Below are 24450 nucleotides of genomic sequence, written 5' to 3'. Positions count from 1 at the left end.
TTGTTCGTTATTCAAAATAGACGAATTTAATTAGCAAAAATATATGAGCGAAGAACCCAAAAAACAAAGTTATTCCGCCGATAGTATTCAGGCTTTAGAAGGAATGGAGCACGTGCGCCTAAGGCCTTCAATGTATATTGGGGATACCGGCGTAAGAGGTTTGCACCATTTGGTGTATGAGGTGGTAGATAACTCTATAGATGAGGCTATGGCCGGCCATTGTGATACGATTAAAGTAACCATAAATGAAGATGGCTCGGTAACCACCGAGGATAACGGAAGGGGAATCCCGATAGATCTTCACAAAAAAGAAGGTGTTTCAGCCTTGGAGGTTGTAATGACCAAGATTGGTGCCGGTGGTAAATTCGATAAAGATTCTTATAAGGTTTCCGGTGGTTTGCACGGGGTTGGGGTAAGTTGTGTTAATGCGCTTTCTTCTACTCTTAAAGCTACGGTTTACAGAGATGGCCAGGTTTGGGAACAGGAATATGAAATAGGAAAACCGCTTTACCCGGTAAGACAAGCTGGTGAAACCGAATTAAACGGAACCGTAATTACCTTTAAGCCCGATAGCAGCATTTTTCAACAAAGTGTAGATTACAACTACGAGACTTTGTCTAGCAGAATGCGAGAGCTGGCTTTTTTGAATAAAGGAATTCAAATTACACTTACCGATAAGCGTGAGGTTAATGAAAAGGGAGAATACCTTTCTGAAAGGTTTCATTCTGAAGAAGGATTAAAAGAATTTATAAAATTCCTTGATGGAAATCGTGAGCCAATTATAAGTCATGTGATCTCCATGGAAAGTGAGAAGAATGAAATCCCTGTTGAGGTTGCGATGATATATAATACCTCGTTTAGCGAAAACCTGCATTCTTACGTTAACAATATTAATACACACGAAGGTGGAACGCATTTATCTGGTTTTAGACGTGGTTTAACCACTACGCTTAAGAAATATGCCGATGCATCCGGAATGTTAGATAAACTGAAATTTGAAATCGTAGGAGATGACTTCCGTGAAGGCTTAACCGCGATTATTTCAGTAAAAGTTGCCGAGCCTCAGTTTGAAGGGCAAACAAAAACAAAACTTGGAAACAGGGAAGTAACTTCGGCGGTTTCACAATCGGTTTCCGAAATGCTGGAAAATTACCTGGAAGAAAATCCGAATGATGCGAAAACCATTATTCAGAAAGTAATTCTTGCTGCCCAGGCCAGAAACGCAGCTAAGAAAGCTCGTGATATGGTTCAGCGTAAAACCGCGATGAGTATCGGCGGTTTACCCGGGAAATTATCTGACTGTTCAGAACAGGATCCCACGCAAAGTGAAGTATTCCTTGTAGAGGGTGACTCTGCAGGTGGTACTGCCAAGCAAGGTCGTGATCGTAAGTTCCAGGCAATTCTTCCACTTAGGGGTAAAATCCTGAATGTTGAAAAAGCGATGACACATCGTGTTTTTGATAATGAGGAGATAAAAAATATTTACACCGCTCTTGGGGTAACTATTGGAACTGAAGAGGATAGTAAAGCCTTAAATACCGACAAATTAAGATATCATAAAGTAGTGATAATGTGTGATGCCGATGTAGATGGTAGTCACATTGAAACACTTATTTTAACTTTCTTCTATAGATATATGAAGGAATTAATAGAAGGAGGGCATATTTATATCGCAACTCCACCTTTGTATTTAGTGAAAAAAGGAAGTAGAAAACGTTATGCCTGGAGCGAGGAAGAGCGCGACGAAATTGCTGAAAGTTACAGTGGTGGCGTGCAAATTCAACGTTATAAGGGTCTTGGTGAGATGAATGCCGAGCAACTTTGGGATACTACAATGGATCCTGAAAGACGTAAACTTAGACAGGTAAATATAGATAATAGCGGTGAAGCCGATAGAATTTTCTCTATGCTAATGGGGGATGAAGTACCACCAAGACGTGAATTTATTGAGAAAAATGCTAAATATGCTAATATTGATGCATAACTAATAAGGAGTACAGAAGAAAAGGGGCTGTTTGAAAAGTTTTTAAATCGTCATTCTGAATTCATTTCAGAATCTAAGATGTTGGTAATTAAAACATATTAGAAGCTGAAACAAGTTCAGCTTGACGGAATTAGACTTTTTAGACAGCTTTTTTTATGCTCTTCGTTAACATTATTATTGGAATACTTTTTTTGCTATTTTTACTCCACTAACTTAACACCTACTTATTTTGAAATTTCAAGCTAAATACCTCATTCTATTTTTATTGTTTTCATCGATCACCTATGCTCAGGATGATGATGTTACAAAATTCGCAAACGAAATGCTTTACATAGCAGATGAATTTGCGGGCCCTGCAGCTGAAGGTGCCGCATACCAGGCTGGAGCGGGTTGGTTTACCTCTGCTACCGCTTTAAAACCGTGGAAAGTAGAAATCTCTTTTCAGGGCAACGCATTATTTGTTCCTTCTAACAGGCAATCTTTTACAATATCAAATGGAGATCTTGCAGGTGTTCACGAAAGTGGTGGGCCAATATTAAGTCTTGAAGGAGACGGAAGTAACGCGGTGGTTCCAACTGCTTTTGGCGGCGAGACTGAAACATACTTCGTTGGAGATATCAACTATGCCGGAAATAATGTCCCAATCAGGTTTCAGGCCATAGAAGGGATTAATAAAAGTGTGGTTGCTTATCCATTTGTTCAGGCTAACGTGGGGCTACCGTATGAAACAGAATTTTCTGCCAGGATCCTTCCGCAGTTAACTGTAGACGGAGTAGCTTTTACTACTTACGGTGCTGCAATAAAACATAATTTTTCTCAGTATTTTAGATTTAATCAGGAAGATGATTTTCAGGCGGCTGCCATAATTGCATTTAGTAAATTTGATGTAGAGTATGAATTTTTGGATCCGGTAAATCTTTCTTCTGCCGGAAGTTCTTTTGGAAACTTAACCCTTGTAAATGTGAATTCTAATCTCTGGATGGCTTCGGTTATGGGATCTAAATTATATGGAGATAGTTTTGAAGTATTTGGAGCCTTAGGAGCAACCAATTCAAACTTTAATTATGCAATGGGTGGTTCAGGGATTGCCTTAGGACCAATTAATACAGCTCTTCGTGGTCTGGATCAAAGTCAGGCCCAAATTAAAGCCGATCTTGGTTTTAATATTTATTTCAACCGTTTTAAAATTAGTACCATGGCTACTGCAGGTAAATTCTTCCATCTGAATGCCGGCCTGCATTTTAGAATATAAAAGCTATAGTTTTAACCATATCTTATAGTAATACTATACCAATATTTGTATTTTTGGGTTAAAATATTAATCGATTTAAATAAAATATAAGATGAAAGTTACTATAGTAGGAGCAGGTGCCGTTGGTGCCAGTTGTGCAGAATATGTTGCTATTAAAGATTTTGCTTCAGAAGTAGTGTTGCTCGATATTAAAGAAGGAGTAGCCGAAGGTAAAGCAATGGATTTAATGCAAACCGCAACGCTAAATAAATTTGACACTAAAATTACAGGAACTACTAACGATTATTCTAAAACCGCAGGGAGTGACATTGCTGTTATTACCAGTGGTATTCCACGTAAACCGGGAATGACCCGTGAGGAATTAATAGGGATAAACGCCGGAATTGTAAAAGAAGTTTCTTCAAACCTTATTAAGCATTCTCCAAATGTAACCCTAATCGTGGTAAGTAATCCTATGGATACCATGACTTACCTTGTGCATAAAACAACCAAACTTCCAAAGAATAAGATTATTGGAATGGGTGGAGCTTTAGATAGTGCACGGTTCAAATTTAGACTGAGTGAAGCTTTAGAATGCCCACCATCTGATGTTGATGGGATGGTAATTGGAGGCCATAGTGATACTGGTATGGTACCACTAACAAGATTGGCTACAAGAAATTCAGTTCCTGTTTCAGCATTTTTGTCTGAAGATCGCCTAAATCAGGTTTCAGAAGATACCAAAGTTGGTGGAGCAACCCTTACCAAATTATTAGGAACCAGTGCCTGGTATGCGCCGGGAGCTGCTGTTTCGGCTTTAGTTCAGGCTATTGCTTGTGATCAGAAGAAGATGTTCCCTTGCTCAGCAATGCTGGAAGGTGAATACGGTTTAAACGATATTTGTATTGGAGTGCCTGCAATTTTAGGAAAAGACGGACTTGAAAAGATCGTTGAAATAGACCTTAATGATGCAGAGTCTAATAAAATTAAGGAAAGCGCTGAAGGTGTGAATAAAACCAATGCACTTTTAGAACTCTAAGAAGGTTTAAACCTTGAAAATACAGCAAAAAAGACCGCAAATTATGCGGTCTTTTTTATGTTTAAAAGTTAAATTATTCAAAAAAAAATTGTTGGGATTTCATTTTTGAAACCCTATATTTGTCCGTTTTTAAAATCGACCTAATTAATTATAACTTAAGGAATAATGCAGAACAAAGGACTGATTAAGGTTTTTGCAATTTTATTTGGACTGGTATGTATATATCAGTTGTCTTTTACTTTTATTACAAATAGTGTAGAAAGTGAAGCTGAAGATTTTGCCACGCAAAAAATTAGCGAAAATGTAGAGGATTACTCAGCGTTGAGAGATGTTGAGGAGCAAAGATATCTCGATTCGGTTGCGAATAATGAGGTGATTGCCGGGATCACTTATAGTGATGCCAAAGACAAGGAACTAAATAAAGGGCTTGACCTTAAAGGAGGTATTAACGTAATTCTTCAAATTTCGGTTAAAGATATTCTTGCCGGTTTAGCTAATAATACCGATGACCCTGCTTTTAATCAGGCTTTAGCTGAAGCTGATCAAGCTGCAACAGATAGCCAGGATGATTATATTGATCTTTTCTTTGAGGCTTATAACGACATTCCAGATGCACAACTTGCCTCACCAGATGTTTTTGCTAATAAAACTTTAAGCGATGAGATCAACTTCGAAATGTCTAATGATGAGGTTGAAACCGTTATTAGAAGAAAGGTTGATGAGTCTATTACTTCGGCTTTTGAAGTATTGAGAAAACGTATCGATAAGTTTGGGGTAACTCAACCAAACATTCAACGTTTAGGAAATTCAGGAAGAATTCTTGTTGAATTACCGGGTGCAAAAGATATTAACAGGGTAAAAGGTTTGCTACAGAGTACTGCACAACTTGAATTCTGGCATGTTTACAAAAACACAGAATTGGGTAACTTTTTAGCCCAGGCTAATAACGTTCTTAAGGATGTTGTAAATGAAGATGAAGCTGAAGCTGAAGCCGAAACTCAAACTGATACTACCGCCACAGAAAGCGACAGTGATATAGATGAGCTTCTTGCTGAAAGTGAAGATGATAGTACAGAAGTAGCTACAGGAAACAATCCTTTATTTGAATTGGTGCAAAGTCCGGGCTTCCAGGGAGGTCCTGTAATTGCCTATTTTTCTGTACAGGATACAGCAAAAGTTAATAATTACCTTGAAATGTCTCAGGTAAGATCTATTCTTCCTGCCGAGCAACGTTACGCTAAATTTGCCTGGGGAATCCCGGAAGATGAAGAAGGTGTAGTTGGTCTTTATGCATTAAAAGGAAACCGTAACATGGAGCCGCCTCTTAGTGGTGATGTGATTACAGATGCTCAACAAACTTATGACCAAATGGGTCGTGTTGCAGTATCTATGCAAATGGACGGAAGAGGAGCTAAGGTATGGGAAGAAATGACCGGTCAGGCTTCAACCCAACAGAGCAATATAGCTATCGTATTAGATAACACCGTATATTCAGCTCCCGGAGTTTCAACCGGACCTATTTCAGGTGGAAGAAGTGAAATTAGTGGAGATTTTAGTATTACCGAAGGTCAGGATTTGGCCAATGTTCTTAGAGCAGGTAAACTTCCTGCTTCCGCAGATATTATTCAGAGTGAAATTGTAGGACCAAGTTTAGGTCAGGAAGCTATAGAAAGCGGGATTTGGTCATTTGGGATCGCTCTTATTTTCGTATTGTTATGGATGATTTTTTACTATGGTAAAGCCGGTCTTTTTGCCGATGTTGCACTAGCTGTAAACATTCTATTTATCTTCGGAATTCTTGCCGGTTTAGGTGCCGTGTTAACTTTACCTGGTATTGCCGGTATTGTGTTAACCATTGGTATCTCGGTAGATGCGAACGTACTTATCTTTGAGAGGATTCGTGAGGAACTTGCCAAAGGAAAAGTGCAGAAAGATGCGATTAAAGATGGTTTTAATAATGCACTTTCTTCAATTTTAGATGCGAATATTACGACTGGTTTAACTGCCTTTATATTATTGATTTTAGGTACAGGTCCAATTAAAGGTTTTGCTACTACCTTATTAATAGGTATTGCTACCTCTTTATTTACTGCGATTTTTATTACCAGATTGTTTATTGATGGTTATGGTAAAAACGGAAAATCTCTTGAGTTCGCTACAGGCGCAACCAAAAACCTTTTCAGAAATGTAAAGGTAGATTGGCTTGGAAAACGTAAGGTAGCTTATGTAATCTCCGGAATTCTAATTGTAATTAGTATTGGTTCACTAGTAGTTCAGGGGCTAAACGAGGGAGTTGATTTTGTTGGAGGTAGAACGTATACCGTGCGTTTTGACAAGGATGTGAATCCAACCGATGTTGAACAGGATCTTATCGCTGAATTTGGAAGTGCCGAAGCCAAAACTTTCGGGCCAAACAATCAGTTAAAAATAACTACAAAATACAAGGTTGATGAAGAAAGTACAGAAGTAGATAACGAGATTCAAGAGTCTATGTTTGAAGCTTTACAATCTTATTTGCCTGCAGGTCTTACTTACGATGAGTTTACCACCGGTGGTGCCGGACAGGAAATTGGTATTATGCAGTCTATGAAAGTAGGCCCAACCATTGCCGATGATATTAAGAATGATTCTTTCTGGGCAATCTTAGGGTCTCTTGTGGTTATTTTCCTATACATCTTACTGCGATTTAGAAAATGGCAGTTTAGTATTGGTGCCGTTGCCGCAGTAGCTCATGATGTTATTATAGTGCTTGGTATTTTCTCACTTCTTTATAAAGTGATGCCGTTTAGTATGGAAATTAACCAGGCTTTTATCGCTGCCATACTTACCGTAATTGGTTATTCCTTAAATGATACCGTGGTTGTTTTCGATAGGATTAGGGAGTTTGTGAACGAGCATACCAGCTGGCCTTTAGGTAGAACTGTAAATAGCGCTTTAGATAGCACTATTAGCCGTACGGTTAATACCTCGCTTACCACTTTGATCGTGTTACTTGCCATCTTTATCTTTGGTGGAGAAAGCATACGAGGCTTTATGTTTGCTTTGATCATTGGTGTGATTGTAGGTACATATTCATCTCTATTTATCGCAACTCCTGTTATGTTTGACAGTGTAACCGATAAATCTAAGATTGAAAAAAAGAAGAAAATTGAAGAGGATTCTGAAGCTACAACAACTGCTTAAGATTTCTTCGAAAATAAATAAAGTAAAAAGCGCTCCAATTTGGGGCGCTTTTTTTATGGGTTGGTTTTGTGTTGATATGAGGTTTAGAGAGCGTAAGTCCTAATGGTTTAATATTGGAAACGTCTGCTTAAACTGCTTGATTTTATCCTAAACTCGTAGATTTGTTGGTGTAACTATTAAGAAACATTTATGGTTGGAAAAACTAATTATATTGGATTCGCTTATCAATTTCTTCAAATTGCACGTGAATCTATCAATGAAATGGAAAAACAAGGAAATTATACTTCTATTTGGTATGATGTTCCTGATCATAAGAATTCAAAAGATGATGATAATGATTGGATTGAATATGAATATAAAACTAGATGGAACGATATGAATGTTGGAGTCCCTATACTTTTTAATTTCTATCATGGTTTAGAATTATATATGAAAGGTTTGCTTGAAACTCAAAATTTGCTACCGTCGACGAAGAATCACGATCTCGGTAAACTATACAAAATCATCAGCGTTAATCAGGATAAATTTACCAAAGAAATCATGACTTTACTTGAAAAGCATTTGAGCATTAAGAGCCCATTTAATGATTTCTTTTCTCATAATTGTTTAACACCTGATAAGTTTTACCATTGTCTTAAATACCCTGAAGATTTAAAAGGAAATCAATTTAAGTTTACTAAAATAAGAGGAAATGAAGATGAAGGATTAAGGAAGTTCCTTATAATTAGAGACGACTGTATGAAGTTGAAAGCTGCTATTAAAAATTGGATAAAACCTAAGCACGCTTAGCATTGGTTATGGCCAAACCGAGAAACTAAAGATTAAGCTGTTAAATCAGAGTCCTTTTACCCCTACCTGTCAATAATCTTCTCCTATATTGACAATAATTACAGTAAAAAACTTGATTTTGATACATTTTTGGTGCAAATGTATGTCGAATACAAAATATTATGTCTAGACAAAGCATTTCATTTACAAAACCAAATGACGAATGGTTAAAATCTCAAATTGAAAGTCAGGAGTATTCAAGTAAAAGTGAATTGATTAATGACCTGATAAGACAGGCTAGAAATCAGCAGATTCAAATTGATTGGATTAAAAGTAATTAGAAAAAGCAGTAGAAAGCGGATTTACGAATGACAGTAAAGAGCAGATTTTAGCACAATCTAAGTCTTTACTTAATGAGTAAGTATAGATTAAGTAATGTAGCTAAAGAAGATTTAATTAGAATTCATCAATTTGGAGTAAAAAAGTTTGAATTGACTCAGGCAGATAGCTATTTTGAAAGATTTTTTGAGTATTTCGATTTGATCGCAGAGTAACCTTTTTCCTTCAAAGCAGTTGATTTCATAAAGCTTGGATATAGAAGATGTGTATGTGGCGCTGATAGTATATATTACCGCATAGAAAACAATAATGTCGAAATTATGGCAATAATTGGAAGACAGGATTTAAGCAATATCTAATCCAAAAATCAGTAAGAAAATACACTTTTCGGGTTTGATAGAAGATGAGAAGAGTTAACAAATAAAATCTATAGATCTAACCTTAATCTACCCGCTGAAAATCTATTTTATCACCAACTTCAATATTCCAATCGTCGGAAAGGCCGGCATTTATTTCAAGTATAAATTGAGCCGGTGCTTCAGAGGGTAAAGAAGTTTCATCTTGCGGCTGAGCGTTCTTCTGAAAGCTTACTGCAGTACTGTCTGAAGCGAAATAAATGATATCTAAAGCGATGTAGGTATTCTTCATATAAAAAGCCCTGGGCGCTTCGTTATCATAAATAAAAAGCATTCCCTGGTCGTCTTCCATACTCTCACGGTACATTAAACCCGTTTCCCTTTCGTAAGAATTATCGGCAATTTCAATATCGATCTGTTGAATGGTATCACCAGAAGAGGCTTTGATTAAAGTTGCTTCCCCTTCCTTAGTAAAAGTGATCTCTTCAGTTTCTATAGGATCTTCAGTAGCATTATCGTCCTTGCAGGAAGATAAAAACGAAGCCGCTAAGACAGCCGATAAAATTATGGACTTGCGTATCATACGGTTCTCGGTTTGGTAGGGCGATACATAAAGTACAATCCGGCAATTATAAACGGAATACTAAGCCATTGCCCGGTGTTTAATAACCAGGTGGTACGCTCTTCTACCTGGGCTTCTTTTACAAATTCAACAAAGAACCTCACCGTCCATAGTAAAACCAGGAACAAACCAAAAAGATAACCTACTTTATGGCGTTTTTCGGTTTTCCAGTATAAATACCATAATAGGATAAAGATTAGTAAATAGCAGAAAGATTCATATAACTGCGCAGGGTGTCGAGGAAATGTTTCTCCTAAATTTTGGAAAATAACTCCGTAATCTGAGTTGGTAGGTTTTCCTATAATTTCAGAATTCATAAAGTTTCCTATTCTTACAAAAATTGCTCCACTGGCTACGGGAATTACAATTCGGTCTAAAACCCAAAGTACAGGTTTGTCTAAAACGCGTTTTCGGTAAAGGTACATGGCGATAATGATCCCAATAGCTGCACCGTGACTGGCTAAACCTCTAAAGCCGGTAAATTCAAATTCTGGTTCAAAACGAACCGGTAAGAATATTTCCAATAAATGATTTTGAAAGTAATCCCAATCATAAAAGATCACGTGGCCCAGCCTGGCGCCAATTAAGGTGGCCAAAACGGTATAAATAAAAAGCGAATCCAGTTTTTCTATAGATACTTTTTCTCTTACATAAATGCTTTTCATAATATACCAGCCTAGGCCGAAGGCTATCAAAAACATTAAACTGTAATAGTGAAGGGTGAAAAAACCTAAGTCTAAACCTTCTGAAGGGCTCCAGGTGATCGCGTTAAAAAGCATAAATTAAAATTGATTAGTAGGGTAAAGATACATATTTGCAAGTAGTTGCCCTATATTTTGGTTTCTGTTTTTTCGGGCACCGGGTCGTAGCCTTTTCCTCCCCATGGATTGCAACTAAAAATGCGTTTTAAGCTTAACCAGCCGCCTTTAAAAACTCCAAAGCGCTGTAAAGCGGTTAAACTGTATTGTGAACAGGTTGGCGTATACCTGCAAGTTGCAGGGGTTAAGGGAGAAATAAAATTTCGGTAAAATTTCACCAACAGGATAAACGGATATGCTAACCACTTTTTAAGCATCGCTATCCTTTTTTATTGTTATTTAATCGAGAACGTAGTGCCTTCTTTCCCGTCTTTAAGCTGAATTCCCATGTCCTGCAATTGATCTCTAATTTGATCGCTTAAAGCAAAATCTTTATTGTTCCTGGCTTCAGCACGAAGTTTTATAAGCAATTCTATAGTTGAAGAAAGCTTATCTGATGTATCATTATTTTCAGAAACTTTATCCAAAAGCCCCAAAACATCAAACATAAAAGCCGACATCGTTTTCTGCAGTTCGTCTTTGTCTTCAGCAGTAATTTTAGCAGCTTCTTCTTTGATGTTGTTAATCATTTTAACCGCATCAAAAAGCTTGGCTATAAGAATTGGGCTGTTAAAATCATCGTTCATCGCATCATAACAAGACTGTTTCCAGGCTTTAATGTCTATACTCGATTTTTCGGAAACCGGAAGTTCATCTATAGCGTGGTAAGCATCCATCAATCGATTAAATCCTTTTTCGCTGGCTTTTAAAGCTTCATCAGAGAAATCCAGAATGCTACGGTAATTCGCCTGAAGCATAAAAAATCGGGTAACATTTGGCGAAAACGGTTTGTCTAAAATATCATTATTTCCAGAAAAAATTTCTTCAGGAAGAATATTATTTCCGGTGCTTTTAGCCATTTTCTTGCCGTTTAAAGTAAGCATATTGGCGTGCAACCAATAATGAACCGGATTTTTCCCGGTTGCTGCTTCTCCCTGGGCAATCTCACATTCGTGGTGGGGGAATTTTAGGTCCATTCCGCCACCGTGAATATCAAATTCTTCTCCCAGGTATTTGGTACTCATAACCGTGCATTCTAAATGCCAGCCTGGAAAACCGTCACTCCACGGTGAAGGCCAGCGCATAATATGTTGCGGCTCGGCTTTTTTCCAGAGTGCAAAATCCTGCGGGTTTTTCTTATCGCTCTGCGCAGCAAGTTCCCGGGTATTGGCGATCATATTTTCAATATCCCTTCCGCTTAGCTTGCCATAATGGTTGGTTTCGTTGAATTTCCTTACATCAAAATAAACCGACCCATTTACCTCGTAAGCAAAACCTTTTTCGATGATGGTTTTAATGATCTCAATTTGCTCAACAATATGGCCGGTAGCAGTAGGCTCTATACTCGGCGGCAAATTGTTGAATTTCTGAAGAATATTATGAAAATCTATGGTGTAGCGTTGCACTACTTCCATAGGTTCTATTTGTTCTAAACGTGCTTTTTTTGCAATTCTATCTTCTCCGCTGTCGGCATCATTTTCAAGGTGACCGGCATCGGTAATGTTTCTAACGTACCTTACCTTATAGCCGAGGTGTTTTAGATAACGAAAAACCAGGTCAAAAGAGATAAAAGTCCGGCAATTACCTAAATGAACATTACTGTAAACAGTGGGGCCGCAAACATACATTCCAACATTTCCTTCGTTTATGGGTTTAAAGACTTCCTTTTCCCCCGTCATAGAATTGTACATTTTCAAGCTTTGTTCCTGGTAAAGCGCCATAGATAGTTAGTTGTTGATTATTAAGAAATAGAAAATTTTAAAAAGTAGTGTCTAATTTTATATAGTCAAGAAATTCCCTTTTTACAGATTTGTCCTTGAAAGCCCCACCAAATTCACTGGTTACGGTGCTACTGTCTATATCTCTAATTCCACGGCTGTTCACGCAAAGGTGTTTAGCGTCAACTACACAAGCAACATCTGGAGTGCCCAGGGCTTTTTGTAATTCCTGAACAATTTGCATCGTCATTCGTTCCTGCACCTGTGGCCTTTTTGCGAAATAATCTACAATTCGGTTCATTTTTGAAAGTCCGATAACGCGACCTTTAGAAATATAAGCCACGTGGGCTTTCCCAACTATAGGAAGTAAGTGGTGTTCACAGGTAGAATAAACGGTAATGTTCTTTTCTACCAGCATTTCGCCATATTTATACTTGTTTTCAAAAGTAGATGCAATGGGTTTTTTGTCAGGATTTAATCCGGCAAAAATTTCATTTACAAACATTTTCGCCACCCGTTGGGGAGTTCCTTTAAGGCTATCATCAGTCAGATCAAGGCCTAAAGTTTCCATAATATGTTTTACATCTTTATTGATGAGCGCTACTTTTTCAATATCGCTCAATTCAAAAGCATCTTCGCGAATAGGGGTTTGTGCACTGCTGCCCACGTGGGCATCTCCCTGCTCATCAATTTCATTCAAAATTTTGTCTATTTTCATACCGTTTTTACAATAATAGTCGTAAACCGATTGTTTGGCTTGCAAAGATACATATTTAATAGGTTTTTATGTAATCATAAAAGACAGGGTTTAAATAGATATTTGTTATTTTGTAACTTCTATTTCTTATTATGAAACAAGGATCACTACTTCTTTTTTGTTTTTTTCTTCTTTATGGGAGTTTAGGCGTTGGTTATGGCCAGGGAAGTTCTTGTGAAAGTTTAGATCCTTTTTGCGCCGGCGATGAAGAGCTGGTGTTTCCAAATTCTAATGCAAATAACAGCAATATAGTAAACGGCGAACCGGGACCGGATTATGGGTGTTTGCTATCACAGCCTTATCCCGCCTGGTTTTATTTACAGGTAGAAGAAACCGGAAATCTTAGATTTAATATTTCTCAATTTCAAAATGAAGATGGAAGTGGTTCTCAATATGATGTAGATTTTGTAGTATGGGGACCTTTTGAACGAACCGAGGATTATTGTACTAATGAGTCTTTAGGCGAATTAAATATTGTAGACTGTAGTTACGAACCCGATACTGTAGAACAAATGTATATTCCTGGTGCAGAAGCGGGTCAGGTTTATGTGGTTTTAATTACAAATTACGAGGAGTTGCCGGGTTTTATAAGTTTACGTCAAACCAATTCCGATCAGGCTAATTCAGGTTCTACAGATTGTGGGATTTTGGACGAAGTACTGGGACCTGATAGGTTTCTTTGTGATGAAGATGAAACAACCTTAGATGCTACTACAAATGGCGTGGAGAGCTATGAGTGGTACAGGTTTAATGAGGTAACTAATGTCTTCGAGATAATTGTGAATGAAGAAGATCCTACCTTAACGGTAACCGATTCTGGCCGTTATAAAGTAATTGTATATGAAAATATAACAGGCCAGGCTGATGAAGATGAAATTGAAATAGGATTTTATAGTGAGCCGGTAGCCACTGTTCCAGAAGATCTTTACATCTGTGACCCCAATCAAACTACTATAGATTTAAGCGCTGCTTCAGCCGAAATTCTTACCGGAAATACTTCCGAAGAAGATTACAGGGTAAATTTTTATGAATCTTCACAGGATATTGACGATGAAAATCTTATTTCTAATCCCTCAGCGTTTCCGGTGCAAGAATCCAGAGAAATTTTTGCGCAGGTAGAAGGTGTGGAAAGTGGCTGTCTTTCACAGGGGGTTTTGTTTAAAGTAGAGCTTACTTTCGTGCCCGAAAATTTCCTGCCGGAAGAAAGCGTTCTTTGTGTAGATTTAAATGGAACTGTACTTGCTCAACAGGGGATTAGTGAAGATTTAGGAGCCGATTACGCCTATGAATGGATAGCTGAAGGAAATACAATTAGCACCGAAGCGATTTTGAATTTATCTGAAACACCGGCTTTTAATGAAGTAACTTTAATTGTTACAGATAGCCGGTCTGGCTGTAATGTAGAGTTTAATACAACTTTACTAATTTACTCCAGGCCAGAAAATGTTTCTGTTGAAATTGACGGAAGCGATTTTACCGGTGGCTATATAATTAGCGCTGAAGCTACCGGTGGAGTAGGAAGTGAAACCACATCTTATGAATATCGCGCCGACAATGGAGCCTGGCAGGAAAGTCCGGTGTTTAGGAATTTAGATCCCGGTTTTCATACTATTAGTGCTCGTGAAATTAATGGCTGCGGGATTACATCTTCTGATGAATTTTACCTGGTTGGTTATCCGCGTTTTTTCACTCCAAATTCTGATGGATATAATGATACCTGGAATATTGAAAATACCGCTGAGATTCAAATTCACATAATATATGTATTTGATCGCTATGGGAAACTAATTAAAGAATTAAGTCTCAATGGCGAAGGTTGGGATGGCACCTACAACGGCAGGCCTTTGCCTGCAGACGATTATTGGTTTAGAGTAGAGTTTGAAATTAATGGCAACCGCGATCATTTTGGAGCCAATTTCACACTGAAAAGATAAGTGGAATATAGAAAGGCTTTCTTGAATCGTCATCCTGAACTTGGTTCAGGATCTAAGATGTTGGCAATTAAAATATGTTAGAATTCGAACCATGTTCAGCTTGATAGAAATAAAACTTTTATTAAATAAAAAGTGATTCTACTGATTCATCCCCAACAATTCCTCTACATAACTTCTGGAATTGGAAAGTCGCGGGATTTTATGTTGTCCGCCTAATTTATCATTTTTCTTTAGCCAATCGTAAAATAATTTTTCACGTGCCTGGTGAATTTTCGGCATATTCAGCGTCATATTATTATAGCGTTTCGCTTCATAATCGCTGTTCACCTGTTGCAACGCCAAATCCAGTTCGTATTTAAATTTTTCAAAATCCCGGGGAGGATTTTTAAATTCAATGATCCACTCGTGGGCGCCTTTTTCTTTTCCTTCCATAAAAATAGGAGCTGCGGTATAATCTACAATCTCACAATTGGTAACCAGGGAAGTCTTTTTTAATGCAGATTCTGCATTTTCAATAATTAACTCTTCCCCAAATACGTTGATGTGGTGCTTGGTCCTCCCTGTAACTTTTATGCGATAGGGGCTAATAGAGGTGAACTTAACGGTGTCGCCTATTTTATAGCGCCATAAACCTGCATTTGTGGTAATTACCACGGCATAGTTTTTCCCTGTTTCGACTTCAGTGAGGGGAATTGCCCGTTCATTTTCGCTTCCGTAGCTATCCATAGGAATGAACTCGTAGTAAATCCCGTAATCCAGCATTAGTAGAAGCTCTTTAGAATCGTTTTGATCCTGGCAGGCAAAGAAGCCCTCTGAAGCATTATAGATCTCATAAAACCTAAAATCTTCTTTCGGTAAGATCTTTTGATATTGCGGCGCATAGGGATCAAAACTTACCCCGCCGTGAAAATAAACTTCTAAATGTGGCCAAACCTCGAACAGGTTTTCTTTGCCGGTGGTCTCTAAAATATTATTCAGTAAAACCAGCATCCAACTTGGAACACCGGCAAGACTGGTTACGTTTTCTTTAATAGTTTCGTTTACAATTGCCTGCATTTTCACTTCCCAATCGTTCATCAGGGAAACCTCGTTGCTCGGCGTGCTACTAAATTCTGCCCAAAACGGCATATTGGCAATTAGAATGGCAGATAAATCACCATAAGCTGTACCATTATTTTTGTAAATTTCCTTACTACCACCTAACCTTAAACTCTTTCCGGTGAAAAGCTGCGATTGCGGATTGTTATTTAAATACATACAAAGCAGGTCTTTGCCCGCGTTGTAATGACAATGTTCCAGCGAATCTTCACTTACCGGGATAAACTTGCTTTTTGCACTGGTGGTTCCGCTAGATTTAGCGAACCATTTTATGGGCGTTGGCCAAAAAATATTGGTTTCTCCCTGCCGGCTGCGTTCAATACGGTCCTGGTAATCTTCATATTGTTGAATGGGAACCCGCCTGGCAAATTCACTATGAGTTTTAATTTCTGAAAAGCCATGCTTCTTGCCAATTTCAGTGTTTTTTGCTTTGGAAAGCAGATGCCTAAGCAGTTCGTGCTGAACTTCATGAGGGTATTTTATAAACAACTCCATTTGATGAATTCGCTTCTTGAGGAACCACGAAGCAATGGAGTTTACTAATGGAATTGGCATTATTCTTTATATATTTATCGCTGACAATGCTTCAGCTGGTTGGCTGGATAAAATTAAATTAAACTTCGAAGCTTACAAATCTACTTCGGATAAAAATAGGGAAAAAAAGATGAGATACGAAGGGGTGTTTAGAAAAATGAGAACTGAGATCACCGATAAGGTGCAGTATTACCTCATTTTTGAAGAAGATTTCATTAATATGAACCAGGTTCTCGGGAAGAAAATAAGCCTTAATTTTCTTCGATTTCAATGTTTAAACTGTGGATTGCAAAAGAAAATATTCCGACAGGGTTATTGCTACGATTGTTTTACTTCTATTCCACAAGCAGGAGACTGGATTATGAATCCGGAGTTGAGTAAAGCACATTTAGATGAAGAAGACCGCGACCTGGAGTTTGAAAAACGGGCACAGTTGCAACCTCACGTGGTTTACCTGGCAAATTCCAGCAATGTGAAAGTTGGGGTGACACGAAAAACGCAAATTCCCACGCGTTGGATAGATCAGGGTGCGCATGAGGCTATTGAAATTGTAGAAGTACCAAATAGATATCTCGCCGGAATAACCGAAGTGGCGTTAAAAAGTCATGTTTCAGATAAAACGAATTGGCGGAAAATGCTTACCAATGAGGTTTTAGATTTAAATCTTGCTGAAGAGCGCGATAAACTAAAAAATTTTATTCCTGAAGAAGCGAAAGAATATTACCTGGCTGATAGAAAGGAACTCGAAATAGATTTTCCCGTGTTGGAGTTTCCGAAGAAAATAAAAACCTTGAATTTGGGTAAAAACCCTTTTTACGAAGGTGTTTTAAAAGGAATTAAAGGACAATACTTAATTTTTGAGGACGGTACCGTTTTTAACGTCCGCGCCCACGAAGGTTTTGTAGTGGAATTGGGCGTAAAGTAGGATTATCTAAAGTTTAAATGTCATTACGATCCCGATTTTTATCGGGAGAAGTAATCTCTAAATCGTAGACTATAATTGACAGATTGCCGCGTCGGCTGTGCCTCCACGCAATGACGATTTAATAATAAACCCTCACAGATCTCCATAATTATCGAGACCTGTGAGGGTTTAATTTTTAATTGCCGGTAGTATCTTTTTTCTGAGTTCTGTTCTTCAGAATTCCACCTAAGATATTTCTCGCCGCATCTTTAACTTCCTCTTCCTGGGTTTTAGGGGCTTGTTCAGTTTTAGGAGTTTCCGTTTGTATAGAGTCCTGTACCGCGGTTGTGTCGGTTTGTTGCTCCTGGTTTCTTCCCGTTTGCTTATTAATAATATCTCTAATAGCATCCTGCCCGCGCTCCTGGAGGTTTTCTTTCTGCTTTGCAACAATTCGCTGGGTTAGATTGCTAACCGCCTGTTCCATATTTATATTGATCTGCGGGTTTTGGAAAGTTCCTTTCAAACCTATAGGCAGCGCTACCGTCATATTTTGAAGTTCATCTCCACTCAATCTGCTAAGCGCATTGCCAACCTGGCTCCCTAGCATTCTTGCAGGAACATCCAGATTCAAATTATAATTCATATTCATATCAAAGCCGTGGCTACCGGAAACCTGAACATTCACTCCTTCTACATTAAAATCGAAAGGTTCAATTTGTACCATACCATCGCTAAAAGTTAAACGGGTTTTAAGTTTATCCAGATCAATGTCCTTTAAGTTTATAAAATCCAGTTGCTGATCTAAACGTGAAAGCAAGGCTAATTTTTCTGGGTTTACCTCGGCAGTTAAAATTTCTGCCAGGGCATTTCCGGCAAGAGTAGATAACTGAGGAGTAAGATCTTCATTTAAATTTCCGTTTAATTTAAGATTGGTCTGCAATTTACCTTGCAGTGCCTGTGCAACCGGCGCCAGTCCTCGTAACATTTCCAATCCGTTAAAAGATTCTGCTATATTTAGCGCGTTAAGCGCCAGATCCATATCAAAAGTTGGCGTTGTTCCTTTAGTAGAAACATTTCCTTCCAGGGCTATATTTCCGCCGAAAATATCGGTAGTAATGTTTTGCAAAGTTGCTGTCTCATCACGTAAAATAATGGTTCCCGTGGCGTTTTTGAGCTCCAGGTTATCATAAATTACGGTGTTTGCATTAAATTCCAGTGCTGTGTCTAAAAACGATGGAATTTTTACCGCTTCTTTTGTACCTGGAGTAGAAATTTCGCCTTGAGTTTCTTCGTTTCCGGTTTCAACTTCAGTTTCTGCGATCATAAAATCGTTAATGGCAAAAACATTAGAATTCACAGTAAAGGTTCCTTTTAAATTCTGGTCTGTAAATAAAAAGCCCATTAGGTTTTCAATGTTTCCTGAAGCTGTAATATCGGTTTGACCAGTAGTAAGTTTTAATTCGGGTACACGCACATTACCCTGGTTAAAATTCATTGTAGCATTAGCGATCTTTACTTCGTTAGGTATTTCAGGCGATTTATAACTGAAATTTCTAATGCTGGCCGTACCGCTGCTTTTTACATTTTGATATTGTTCCTTTTCAATAGAATTCATATCAAATTGCGTGGTAACATCGGCGGTTAAAATTCCATTAAGGTCTTGTTCAAGTTCCAGAGGATAAGCCTGTTCGAGGTTCGCTAAATTTAGCGTTCCCTTAAGTGCCATATCTACAAGCATATTTCCCATCAGGTTTTTTACGCTTCCGTTGGTGGCAAACTTGTCCTGATCTATACTGAAAGTCACATTATCAAATGTAAGATAGGTATCCTCTAAAAGTCCGGTTTCATTTAAAATCTGAAGATCAATATTAATATTTTCTACACTTTTAGGTAGATCGGGATATTTAAAAGAGGCGTTATTGGAACTTACCTTAATATCCATTTTTGGTATATAGGTTTCATCAATAATTCCTTGTATTCTTCCGTTTACGATGAAATCTCCATTGGTCTCAACGTTTTCAATATTTTTTGCATAGGTAGCAGGCATTATCGCCAGAAAGTTTTTAAAGTCTGAAGAAGGCGTTTGGAAACTTAAATCGATCTCATTATTATCTTCATTTACCTGAACATAACCTTCAAAAGTAAGTGGCAACTGATTTACCATTGCTTCATTTTCCAGGAATGTATAGCGCATATTCTCCAAATCCATTTGAATTACCGCATCAAGGGAAACATTGTTTCGATTTAGATAATTTACCCCGTCGTAATCTAAAGAAACCAGCGCAGTAGATTCAGTATCCAGTTCACTTTCAGCCAGAGAGAAATCACCGGTTCCCTGGTGGTTTAATTCTTCTACATCAAGCAGAAGTTTCTGGCCTTCATCTAAATATTTTACACGGGAATTATTGATCTCGTAATGCTTTAAATCGAAACTAAATCCGGTTGAAGCCGAATCGCTGGCAGTTGCAGTGCTATCTTCAATAGCGATATCGTAATTGGCATTTCCCAGGGAATCAACTTTAATATTCAGAAAAGTATTATTGATCTTAATATCGTCCAGAACTTTGGGCTCGTCTGCACCTTTGAATAATTCTTTAATAGACATTTCCAATTGTAGTTCTTCACCAAGAGCAAGTGTGTCACCTTTAAAAGGTTCGTTATTTATGACGCTAAAATCTTCAATTACCACCGTTGCCTGCGGAAAACTCCTGAAAAAGCTTAGACTGATATCGCGGAATTCTACCTCTGCATTCACACTTTCGTTAGCAGTTTTACGCACATAATCTTTTATCTGCGATTCAAACAAAATCGGGGCGGCAACAAGTATCACTACAATCACGAGCAATACAATACCAATTATTTTAAATACTTTTTTCATTGCTATAATATTTAACCTATTTGCTAATTAGCAAGGTTTTTTAAAGTTAGTCATATTTTAATTCTTCGCCCTGCTTCAACTTAAAGCGTTTCCTAAACGCATAAACCGAAGCATAGAGCAGGGGCGTATCTAAGGCGGCAATAATTACTTTAAACAGAAATCCGCTAAGTAAAAGTGCGCCAAATAAATCCCATTCAATTTTATTAAAACTACAGAGCAAAAACAAGACCGAAAACGTATCTACAAACTGCGATAAAAATGTAGAAAAGTTATTCCTGAGCCATAAATGTTTTCCTTTGGTCAACCTTTTCCAAAAATGGAATAATTGAATATCTATATACTGCGCCAGTAAATAGGCAACCATAGAGGCGAATACTGCAATGGTTGTAGCGCCAAAAACTTTGGTGAACAAGGCATTGCCTATGGGCGACCATTCTGTAGCCGGCACAGCATCTGCTGTGTAGATAATCAATAAAGAAAAGAACGAGGCAAAAATACCCGTGGTCACTACCTGGTTGGCTTTTTTCTTTCCGTAGATTTCACTGATAATATCGGTTATTAGAAACGTTACCGGATAGGGTAAAATTCCTACAGAAATCTCAAAAGTGTATATGCCGAAAAAATCCCAACTAAAAAATTTTTGAAATATTAAATTGGAAACGACTAAAGAGGCGATAAAAAGCCCTGCCAGGATTAAATAAATACGCTGTGCTGCAAGTTTGTCTTTGAGTAATAGTTTAGCCAAATTTATTTTTTAAGTCTTCCCGCAAAATTAGGGGTATGTGATTTTGTTTTACTTAATTTGCTGTGAAATTTACAGGATAGCTTTAATAATTTTTCTTCATTCAGTTTGAATTCCCCAAAAATAGTACATATCGCGCTGGGAAGCAATGTGGGCAACCGCTTTGAACTTCTGCAAAACGCATTGCATAAAATTTATTTAGAAATTGGTGAGATACAACAGGTTTCTCAGGTTTATGAAACACCCGCCTGGGGTTTTAGCGGTCACGCGTTTCTAAATGCCTGTGTTGCTGTTTCTACAAGATTTTCTGCAGAAGAAGTTCTTCGTAAATTACTAATTATTGAAACTAATGCCGGCCGGGTTCGCTCTGATACACAGAATTACCAAAACCGAAGCCTGGATTTGGATATTTTACTTTTTGAGCATGAAACTTTGCAAACGGAAGATTTGGTAATCCCTCATCCCGAAATGCAAAACCGGAAATTCGTGCTGCTTCCCCTGGCTGATATCGCTGCGAAGGAAATTCATCCCGTCTTTAAAGTCTCTATTGAAAAATTACTGAAGCGGGTTGAGGACAATTCAGAAATAAAAGCGATTCCTGAAAAGCTAGAGATTCCTAAAAAAGCATTCAATTTAAATAAACTGAATTATATCGCAGTTGAAGGAAACATCGGTGCCGGGAAAACGAGTTTTTCAACCATGGTTTCCGAAGATTTTAATGCAAAACTCATTTTAGAAAGGTTTAAAGACAATCCTTTTTTGCCCAAATTCTACGAAAATAAAGAGCGTTATGCTTTTCCTCTGGAAATGTCTTTCCTGGCCGATCGCTATCAGCAACTTTCAGACGATTTAGCGCAATATGATCTTTTTAAAGATTTTGTGATCTCAGATTACGATGTATTTAAGTCGCTTATTTTTGCAAAAATCACCTTACACGAAGATGAATATGCTTTGTATCACAAGCTTTTTCATCTAATGTATAAAGAACTGGTAAAACCGGATTTATATATTTATCTCTACCAAAATACCGAAAGATTGCTGGAAAATATCAAAGCCCGCGGCCGCGATTACGAGCAAAATATTCAGCCCGATTATTTAGTAGAGATCAATAAAAGCTACCTGAATTTTATTAAGACTCAAACCAATATGAGGGTGCAAATTATAGATATTTCGGGCAAAGATTTTGTTAATAACCGCGCCGATTTTTTAGCAATTTTGGAAGAGATTAAAGCCAACTAAAATTCCCCTAAGCCCAACAGAAAATAATTTACCTATAAGGTTTCCAAAACCTTGTAGGTATTTTTTCACTTAAATCAATGACATGTTGAGGTCTTAGAAAATTTCGAAAGAGAAATTTAATGGCTCATATAAGATTGCTCTCTGTTATTCTGGGAAATCTTAGAAAACAAATCCCAAAGAACCACTCCAACACTTACTGAAATATTCAGCGAATGTTTTGTTCCTAATTGCGGGATTTCAATAATTCCGTCACTGGCTGAAACTACTTTTTGCTGCACGCCTTTTACCTCGTTCCCAAAAACCACGGCGATCTTTTCTCCCGCCAGGGCTTTAAAATCATTTAACATAACAGAGCCTTCAGCCTGTTCGATTGCAAAGACTTTTGTATGTTCATTTTGCAATTTCTCAACAACCTCGAGCGTATTTTCAAGATATTCCCAGGCTACGGTTTCAGTGGCGCCCAAAGCGGTTTTTTGAATGTCTTTATGAGGTGGCTGTGCGGTAATCCCACAGAGGTAAATTTTTTCAATTAAAAAAGCATCGGCACTTCGAAAAACCGAACCAATATTATTTAAGCTTCTAATATTATCCAGTACCACGATAATGGGCGTTTTTTTAGCTTCCTTGAATTCTTCAATAGACTTACGGTCCAGTTCGCTGTTTTTTAATTTTCGGTTTTCCATAACGCAAAAATAGGATTTCCATTTTTTCTTCCGAAGAATTCTCTCTGGGTTTTCTCCCTATAACTCCAGGTCTTTTAAAATTTAATTTATCTTAGACTTTTCAGTCAAAACTCAATAGAAATGAAAAAACTTATCTATTCTCTTTTATTTTTAATCGGTGTTTCTTCCTGTAATAATAAAGAAACAAAAACCTACCACCTGGTGATTTTTAACGCCACTATTGTAGATGTGGAAAATAACGATTTAAAAGAAGGGCAAACTATTTTTATTTCTGAAGATGAAATTGTTGAAGTTAGCGATTACCGTGATAAGGATTCTTATACCTCAAAAGAAGAAATAGATGCCCATGGAAAATTTGTAATGCCCGGTCTATGGGATAATCATGTTCATTTTAGAGGAGGAGATACTTTAATCCAGGAGAATAAAGATTTACTACCACTATTTTTAGCATATGGGATTACCACGGTAAGAGATGCAGGCGGTGATATAACTCCCAGTGTTATGGAGTGGAAAGACCAGATTGCCAAAGGAAAATTAAACGGTCCTACAATTTTTAGTTCGGGTCCTAAACTTGATGGTGATCAACCCGCCTGGCCGGGATCCATAAAAGTTTCAGATTCGAGTGATATTGTGACTGCACTAGATTCTCTCGAAAAACTGGAAGTAGATTATGTGAAAATGTATGATGGAAATCTTTCCGCAGAAAATTACTACGGAATTATAAAAGCAGCTGAAGAAAGAGGATTAAAAACCACCGGTCATATGCCAATGAGCGCCGATTTTATGAAGGCGATATCCCTTGGGCTGGATGGTGCCGAACATATGTATTACCCGTTAAAAGCTTGTTCTCCCGCAGCCGACAGTCTTACAAGGCTTAACCTTGGCTATGGAATGATAGAGCCTTTGATCGATACCTACGATCCGGAACTGACCGATGAGGTTTTCGCAAAAATGAGCGAAGAAAATGTATTCGTAACACCCACCCTTTATATTGGAAAAACCCTGGCTGAAATTTTGGAAGTAAATCATCAGCAGGATTCTTTGCTAGATTATATTGGCCCGGGCATCCAACAAACCTATCAGGGTAGAATAGAAGGAGCGAAGCGAGCAAAAGCTTCGGGAAGTGAAATGCGTGAGAAGATGGAAGAAATAAGTAATAGGATGATAGAGCCTATGCAAAATGCCGGTGTAAAAATTTTAACAGGATCAGATTGTGGTGCCTTTAATTCTTATGTGTATCCTGGTGAATCTCTGCACGGGGAATTAAATGCCTTAGCGGAAGCCGGATTAACTAATGCACAGGTATTAAAAAGTTCTATAATTAATGGGCCTAAGTTTCTTAATTTGGGGGCCAAATATGGTGGTGTGGAAGAAGGAAAAATTGCCGATCTCTTATTGCTTGAAGAGAATCCTTTAGAGAACTTGCAGCACCTAAACACAATTACTGCGGTAGTAAAAAGTGGAAAAGTTTTTAATCGAGAAGATTTAAGGAATATGCTTCAGGAGATTAAAAGGACTAAGGATCGGGATTAGTCAGTCCTTACTATTTCCGGATCTTAAATTGGAATATAATAAGGGGAAATC

At 37.8% G+C, this 24450-nt stretch carries 20 protein-coding genes; 11 read left to right on the top strand and 9 right to left on the bottom strand.

The annotated features are described in order from the left end of the window. The first annotated feature begins 43 nt into the window (after positions 1–43). The 7 genes from gyrB to LB465_RS00690 all read left to right on the top strand — a co-directional run bounded on the left by gyrB (position 44) and on the right by LB465_RS00690 (position 8759). On the top strand, positions 44–1984 hold the full coding sequence (gene gyrB / locus LB465_RS00720; RefSeq protein ID WP_224465952.1) for a DNA topoisomerase (ATP-hydrolyzing) subunit B: 1941 nt from the start codon (positions 44–46) through the stop codon (positions 1982–1984). Between the two features lie 229 nt (positions 1985–2213). Then, positions 2214–3236 carry a DUF6588 family protein gene (locus tag LB465_RS00715; protein WP_224465950.1) on the top strand — a complete coding sequence of 341 codons (1023 nt, stop codon included), beginning with the start codon at positions 2214–2216 and terminating at the stop codon, positions 3234–3236. A gap of 91 nt (positions 3237–3327) precedes the next feature. Further along, positions 3328–4254 (top strand): malate dehydrogenase, encoded by a 927-nt coding sequence (locus LB465_RS00710; protein ID WP_224465949.1) that lies wholly within the window; start codon positions 3328–3330, stop codon positions 4252–4254. A 165-nt stretch (positions 4255–4419) separates the two neighbouring features. After that, positions 4420–7437: a protein translocase subunit SecDF gene (gene secDF / locus LB465_RS00705; protein WP_224465948.1), complete on the top strand. Its 3018-nt coding sequence runs from the start codon at positions 4420–4422 to the stop codon at positions 7435–7437. A gap of 189 nt (positions 7438–7626) precedes the next feature. Beyond that, positions 7627–8226: a hypothetical protein gene (locus LB465_RS00700; protein ID WP_224465946.1), complete on the top strand. Its 600-nt coding sequence runs from the start codon at positions 7627–7629 to the stop codon at positions 8224–8226. Positions 8227–8387: 161 nt separating this feature from the next. Beyond that, positions 8388–8546, top strand: a complete 159-nt coding sequence (locus LB465_RS00695; RefSeq protein ID WP_224465944.1) for a ribbon-helix-helix domain-containing protein — start codon at positions 8388–8390, stop codon at positions 8544–8546. Between the two features lie 72 nt (positions 8547–8618). Continuing rightward, positions 8619–8759 (top strand): type II toxin-antitoxin system RelE/ParE family toxin, encoded by a 141-nt coding sequence (locus LB465_RS00690; protein ID WP_224465942.1) that lies wholly within the window; start codon positions 8619–8621, stop codon positions 8757–8759. A gap of 226 nt (positions 8760–8985) precedes the next feature. On the opposite strand, the gene LB465_RS00685 is transcribed toward LB465_RS00690, so the two are convergent. Genes LB465_RS00685 through folE form a run of 5 tightly spaced genes read right to left on the bottom strand, consistent with a single transcriptional unit; the run spans position 8986 to position 12815 of the window. Further along, positions 8986–9483, bottom strand: a complete 498-nt coding sequence (locus LB465_RS00685; protein WP_224465940.1) for a DUF192 domain-containing protein — start codon at positions 9481–9483, stop codon at positions 8986–8988. Next, complete coding sequence (gene lgt / locus LB465_RS00680) at positions 9480–10301, bottom strand: prolipoprotein diacylglyceryl transferase (RefSeq protein WP_070053279.1); 822 nt, start codon at positions 10299–10301, stop codon at positions 9480–9482. The genes LB465_RS00685 and lgt overlap by 4 nt, the downstream gene beginning before the upstream one ends. A gap of 50 nt (positions 10302–10351) precedes the next feature. Next, a complete protein-coding gene (gene yidD / locus LB465_RS00675; protein ID WP_070053280.1) occupies positions 10352–10597 on the bottom strand; it encodes a membrane protein insertion efficiency factor YidD in 246 nt (81 codons plus the stop codon). 18 nt (positions 10598–10615) lie between these two features. Then, positions 10616–12100 carry a cysteine--tRNA ligase gene (gene cysS / locus LB465_RS00670; protein ID WP_224465939.1) on the bottom strand — a complete coding sequence of 495 codons (1485 nt, stop codon included), beginning with the start codon at positions 12098–12100 and terminating at the stop codon, positions 10616–10618. A 37-nt stretch (positions 12101–12137) separates the two neighbouring features. Next, complete coding sequence (gene folE, locus LB465_RS00665; protein WP_224465937.1) at positions 12138–12815, bottom strand: GTP cyclohydrolase I FolE; 678 nt, start codon at positions 12813–12815, stop codon at positions 12138–12140. 131 nt (positions 12816–12946) lie between these two features. Between folE and LB465_RS00660 the strand changes: the two genes are divergently transcribed. Next, complete coding sequence (locus LB465_RS00660) at positions 12947–14788, top strand: T9SS type B sorting domain-containing protein (protein WP_224465935.1); 1842 nt, start codon at positions 12947–12949, stop codon at positions 14786–14788. A gap of 138 nt (positions 14789–14926) precedes the next feature. Here LB465_RS00660 and LB465_RS00655 read toward each other — a convergent pair whose 3' ends face one another. Beyond that, a complete protein-coding gene (locus tag LB465_RS00655) occupies positions 14927–16441 on the bottom strand; it encodes a GH3 auxin-responsive promoter family protein (protein ID WP_224465934.1) in 1515 nt (504 codons plus the stop codon). 109 nt (positions 16442–16550) lie between these two features. On the opposite strand from LB465_RS00655, the gene LB465_RS00650 reads away from it, so the two are divergent. Next, a complete protein-coding gene (locus LB465_RS00650; RefSeq protein WP_224466195.1) occupies positions 16551–17345 on the top strand; it encodes a DUF2797 domain-containing protein in 795 nt (264 codons plus the stop codon). Positions 17346–17520: 175 nt separating this feature from the next. Here LB465_RS00650 and LB465_RS00645 read toward each other — a convergent pair whose 3' ends face one another. Both LB465_RS00645 and LB465_RS00640 read right to left on the bottom strand, forming a co-directional pair. After that, the gene (locus tag LB465_RS00645; RefSeq protein ID WP_224465932.1) at positions 17521–20202 is read right to left on the bottom strand and encodes an AsmA-like C-terminal region-containing protein; all 2682 of its coding nucleotides are present in this window, start codon (positions 20200–20202) and stop codon (positions 17521–17523) included. Positions 20203–20248: 46 nt separating this feature from the next. Continuing rightward, positions 20249–20947: a queuosine precursor transporter gene (locus tag LB465_RS00640; protein ID WP_224465930.1), complete on the bottom strand. Its 699-nt coding sequence runs from the start codon at positions 20945–20947 to the stop codon at positions 20249–20251. A gap of 105 nt (positions 20948–21052) precedes the next feature. Here LB465_RS00640 and folK point away from each other — a divergent pair, with 105 nt between their 5' ends. Then, positions 21053–22183, top strand: coding sequence for a 2-amino-4-hydroxy-6-hydroxymethyldihydropteridine diphosphokinase (gene folK, locus LB465_RS00635; RefSeq protein ID WP_224465928.1), 1131 nt, complete (start codon positions 21053–21055; stop codon positions 22181–22183). A 116-nt stretch (positions 22184–22299) separates the two neighbouring features. Here folK and LB465_RS00630 read toward each other — a convergent pair whose 3' ends face one another. After that, a complete protein-coding gene (locus LB465_RS00630) occupies positions 22300–22866 on the bottom strand; it encodes an RNA methyltransferase (RefSeq protein ID WP_224465926.1) in 567 nt (188 codons plus the stop codon). Positions 22867–22986: 120 nt separating this feature from the next. Between LB465_RS00630 and LB465_RS00625 the strand changes: the two genes are divergently transcribed. Further along, positions 22987–24399 carry an amidohydrolase family protein gene (locus tag LB465_RS00625; protein WP_224465925.1) on the top strand — a complete coding sequence of 471 codons (1413 nt, stop codon included), beginning with the start codon at positions 22987–22989 and terminating at the stop codon, positions 24397–24399. The last annotated feature ends 51 nt before the right edge of the window (positions 24400–24450 follow it).

This window comes from Salegentibacter lacus, assembly GCF_020164555.1.
In the GTDB taxonomy this organism is placed as follows: Bacteria; Bacteroidota; Bacteroidia; order Flavobacteriales; family Flavobacteriaceae; genus Salegentibacter; species Salegentibacter lacus.
The sequence above is the reverse complement of the archived record's forward strand: the minus strand, read 5'-3'. Positions and strand labels throughout refer to the sequence as shown.

Excerpts from the sequence above, each read along its gene's own strand:
- LB465_RS00660 (WP_224465935.1), top strand. The coding sequence starts at position 12,947 with ATGAAACAAGGATCACTACTTCTTTTTTGTTTTTTTCTTCTTTATGGG.
- yidD (WP_070053280.1), bottom strand. The coding sequence starts at position 10,597 with ATGCTTAAAAAGTGGTTAGCATATCCGTTTATCCTGTTGGTGAAATTT.
- LB465_RS00655 (WP_224465934.1), bottom strand. The coding sequence starts at position 16,441 with ATGCCAATTCCATTAGTAAACTCCATTGCTTCGTGGTTCCTCAAGAAG.
- LB465_RS00625 (WP_224465925.1), top strand. The coding sequence starts at position 22,987 with ATGAAAAAACTTATCTATTCTCTTTTATTTTTAATCGGTGTTTCTTCC.
- cysS (WP_224465939.1), bottom strand. The coding sequence starts at position 12,100 with ATGGCGCTTTACCAGGAACAAAGCTTGAAAATGTACAATTCTATGACG.
- LB465_RS00650 (WP_224466195.1), top strand. The coding sequence starts at position 16,551 with ATGAGATACGAAGGGGTGTTTAGAAAAATGAGAACTGAGATCACCGAT.
- LB465_RS00695 (WP_224465944.1), top strand. The coding sequence starts at position 8,388 with ATGTCTAGACAAAGCATTTCATTTACAAAACCAAATGACGAATGGTTA.
- LB465_RS00710 (WP_224465949.1), top strand. The coding sequence starts at position 3,328 with ATGAAAGTTACTATAGTAGGAGCAGGTGCCGTTGGTGCCAGTTGTGCA.
- secDF (WP_224465948.1), top strand. The coding sequence starts at position 4,420 with ATGCAGAACAAAGGACTGATTAAGGTTTTTGCAATTTTATTTGGACTG.
- LB465_RS00690 (WP_224465942.1), top strand. The coding sequence starts at position 8,619 with ATGAGTAAGTATAGATTAAGTAATGTAGCTAAAGAAGATTTAATTAGA.
- folE (WP_224465937.1), bottom strand. The coding sequence starts at position 12,815 with ATGAAAATAGACAAAATTTTGAATGAAATTGATGAGCAGGGAGATGCC.
- LB465_RS00630 (WP_224465926.1), bottom strand. The coding sequence starts at position 22,866 with ATGGAAAACCGAAAATTAAAAAACAGCGAACTGGACCGTAAGTCTATT.
- LB465_RS00645 (WP_224465932.1), bottom strand. The coding sequence starts at position 20,202 with ATGAAAAAAGTATTTAAAATAATTGGTATTGTATTGCTCGTGATTGTA.
- lgt (WP_070053279.1), bottom strand. The coding sequence starts at position 10,301 with ATGCTTTTTAACGCGATCACCTGGAGCCCTTCAGAAGGTTTAGACTTA.
- LB465_RS00685 (WP_224465940.1), bottom strand. The coding sequence starts at position 9,483 with ATGATACGCAAGTCCATAATTTTATCGGCTGTCTTAGCGGCTTCGTTT.
- gyrB (WP_224465952.1), top strand. The coding sequence starts at position 44 with ATGAGCGAAGAACCCAAAAAACAAAGTTATTCCGCCGATAGTATTCAG.
- LB465_RS00700 (WP_224465946.1), top strand. The coding sequence starts at position 7,627 with ATGGTTGGAAAAACTAATTATATTGGATTCGCTTATCAATTTCTTCAA.